The sequence below is a fragment of the Catenulispora rubra genome (genome assembly GCF_015356825.1).
Classification (GTDB): domain Bacteria; phylum Actinomycetota; class Actinomycetes; order Streptomycetales; family Catenulisporaceae; genus Catenulispora; species Catenulispora rubra.
Genome location: NZ_JAACYW010000538.1, coordinates 1 through 2,962, shown reverse-complemented (window position 1 = coordinate 2,962; position 2,962 = coordinate 1). Strand labels below are relative to the sequence as shown.

Genomic DNA, 2,962 nt, shown 5'->3' with positions numbered 1-2,962 from the left:
CGAACTCATCTCCAGCTCCTCCGGACGCTGCCTCGACGACCCCGCCGGCAACACCACCGACAGCACCCAACTCCAAATCTGGGACTGCCACGCCAACACCAACCAAACCTGGCACCTCCCCACCTGAGCCACAACGACACCGCACGGCAGCCCGACCATCGCCGGGCGGGGGCGCGTTCGCCGCGCTCCCGCCCGGCCCGTCCAAGGAAGAACCATGACCGATCCCCTGCACTCGGTACCGGACCTGGCCTCGCAGCTGTCCGCTGCCGTACCAGCCGGCTTCCGCTTCGGGGTCGCCACCTCCGCCTACCAGATCGAGGGCGCCGCCGATGCTGACGGTCGCACTGCCTCGATCTGGGACACCTTCGCCGCCACCGGCGGCGCCATCGCCGACGGCTCCACCGGCGCGGTGGCCTGCGACCACTATCACCGGATGCCCCAGGACGTCGGCCTGCTGGCCGATCTGGGGGTCGACACCTACCGGTTCTCCCTGGCCTGGCCGCGGATCCAGCCCGGCGGCAGCGGCCCGCCCAACCCCGCCGGCCTCGGCTTCTACGACCGGCTGACCGACCAGCTGCTGACCCGCGGAATCGACCCGTGGATCACGCTGTACCACTGGGACCTGCCGCAGGAGCTGGAAGACGCTGGCGGCTGGCCCGAGCGCGACACCGCCTACCGCTTCGCCGACTACGCGGCAATGGCGTTCGACCACCTCGGCGACCGCGTCCACAACTGGACCACAGTGAACGAGCCGTGGTGCATCGCCACCTACGGCTACGCGACCGGCATCCACGCCCCCGGCCGCACAGACTTCTCCGCAGCCATGCACGCCGTGCACCACCTGCTGCTCGGCCACGGCCTGGCCACCTCCCGGATGCGCGAGGCGTCCACCGTTGCACACCGGTTCGGCCTCACCCTCAACCTGACCCCCGCCGTCCCCGCCAGTGACCAGGCCGTCGACCTCGACGTCGCCCGGCGCACCGACGGCCTGGGCATCCGCATGTACACCGAGCCGCTGTTCCACGCCCGCTACCCCGACGACGTGCTGGCCGATCTCGCGGCGCGCAATGTCGTGCTGCCGGTCCGCGACGGCGACCTGGCCGCCATCGCCGCGCCCCTGGACGTACTGGGCGTCAACTACTACTTCACCGAGACAGTCGCCGCCAGCGGCCGCGATGCCTACCAGGGGCCGCGCACCGGTATGGGCTGGCCAATCACGCCCTCGGGGCTGACCGACCTGCTGCTGCGCCTGCGCGATGAATACCCAGGCGTTCCGATCGTCCTGACCGAGAACGGGGCGGCATTCGGGGACGTCGTAGAACCCGACGGCACCATTCGTGACGACCAGCGCACCGCGTTCCTGGCCGACCACCTGCACGCGGTGGCCCGGGCCTGCGCCCAGGGTGCCAACCTGCAGGGGTACTTCGCCTGGACGCTCATGGACAACTTCGAGTGGGGCCACGGATACGGTCCCCGCTTCGGCCTGTACCACGTGGACTACCACAGCCTGCAACGCACACCGAAACAGTCAGCCCTGTTCTATCGCGACGTCATCCGGGCGGCACGCCGATGACGAACAAGGCCCTGATAGTACGCGGCGGATGGGAAGGCCACAGCCCCACCGCGGCCACCGAACTGTTCCTGCCGGTGCTGGCCGGCGCGGGATTCGATGTCACCGTCGCCTCGCCGACGGCCTACGGCGATCCTGCGCTGGCCGAGAACGACCTGATCGTCCAGTGCTACACCGGCGGGATGCTCAGCGCGGCCGAGTCCGCCGGGCTGTGCGCCACGGTCGCCGCCGGATCCGGTTTCGCCGGCTGGCACGGCGGGGTGCTGGCATCGTTCGACGACCGGGACTACCAGCGGATGGTCGGAGGCGTGTTCCTGCACCATCCAGCCGAGCTCACGACCTACACCGTCACCTTCGACGGCCGCTACGCCGACCATCCCGTCGTCGCCGACAGCGCCGACTTCACCGTCACCACTGAGCAGTACTGGATCCTCACCGACGCCGCCAACCAAACCCTGGCCACGACTGTGTGCCACACCCCGGATGGCACGCCGGTCAGCATGCCGGTGATATGGACACGCCAGTGGGGCCACGGGAGAGTGTTCGTCAACAGCCTGGGACACAGCTTGGACGACCTGCGACACCGCCCCACCGCCGACCTGACCGAACGCGGACTGCTGTGGGCGGCCCGCCGATGAGACACCATCAAACCGGCCACACCGCCTGGTGGATGACCGGCCCCGCCCCCGACCTGGTGCTGCTCCACGGATTCTCTGACGCCGCCGACTGCTGGACACCCCTGCTGCCCGGGCTGGCCGGGCTGGGCGGCACGCTGGCCATCGACGCCCGCGGCCACGGCGCTTCCGCACTGCCGCGCGGTCCCGTCGGCCCCGCGCCGCAAGCCGCCGACGTCGCCGCCGCACTGGAACCGGTCACGACCGGTCCTGCCGTTATCGTTGGTCACTCCATGGGCGCGGTGACCGCCGCGCAGCTGGCCGCCGACCGCCCCGACCTGGTGTCCGCACTCGTCCTTGAGGACCCGCCGTGCGACGCCTACGCGGACGGCACCGTCCGAGGCGTTCCGCACTGGCTCGCCACCGCCCGCGCCACGCCCTACCCCGACCGGATCGCCGCCTGCCGCGAACAGAACCCGCGCTGGCCGACCGACGAACTCGCACCCTGGGCCACCGCCAAGACCGACATCGACCCGGAGTACTGCCGTCGCCCCACCGCGCCAGCACCGCCGCTGACGATCATCCTGGCCGCCGTGGCCTGTCCGGTGCTGCTGCTGCACGGATCCCCCCAGCACGGCGGCATGGTCACTCCGGCCGACGCCGACGCCCTCCGACGGGCGGGCGACGGCCGGCTGACCGCGGTCCGACTCCCGAACGCCGGGCACAACCCCCGCCGCGAGGCACGCAAGGACTTCCTGAACGCGCTGCATGCCTGGAT

Annotated in this window: 4 protein-coding genes; all 4 read left to right on the top strand. The window is 71.0% G+C overall.

Annotated elements, in window-relative coordinates; translation table 11 throughout:
• Nucleotides 1–7 precede the first annotated feature (7 nt).
• Nucleotides 8–127 carry an RICIN domain-containing protein gene (locus GWK61_RS53650; protein WP_323748191.1) on the top strand — a complete coding sequence of 40 codons (120 nt, stop codon included), beginning with the start codon at nt 8–10 and terminating at the stop codon, nt 125–127.
• An 87-nt stretch (nt 128–214) separates the two neighbouring features.
• Complete coding sequence (locus GWK61_RS53645) at nt 215–1,573, top strand: GH1 family beta-glucosidase (protein ID WP_194922136.1); 1,359 nt, start codon at nt 215–217, stop codon at nt 1,571–1,573.
• Entirely contained in the window at nt 1,570–2,208 is a 639-nt protein-coding gene (locus GWK61_RS53640; protein WP_194922135.1) for a ThuA domain-containing protein, read from the top strand. The genes GWK61_RS53645 and GWK61_RS53640 overlap by 4 nt, the downstream gene beginning before the upstream one ends.
• Nucleotides 2,205–2,962, top strand: a 758-nt coding sequence (locus GWK61_RS53635; RefSeq protein ID WP_194922132.1) for an alpha/beta fold hydrolase, incomplete at its 3' end; no start/stop codon positions are given. The genes GWK61_RS53640 and GWK61_RS53635, both read left to right, overlap by 4 nt.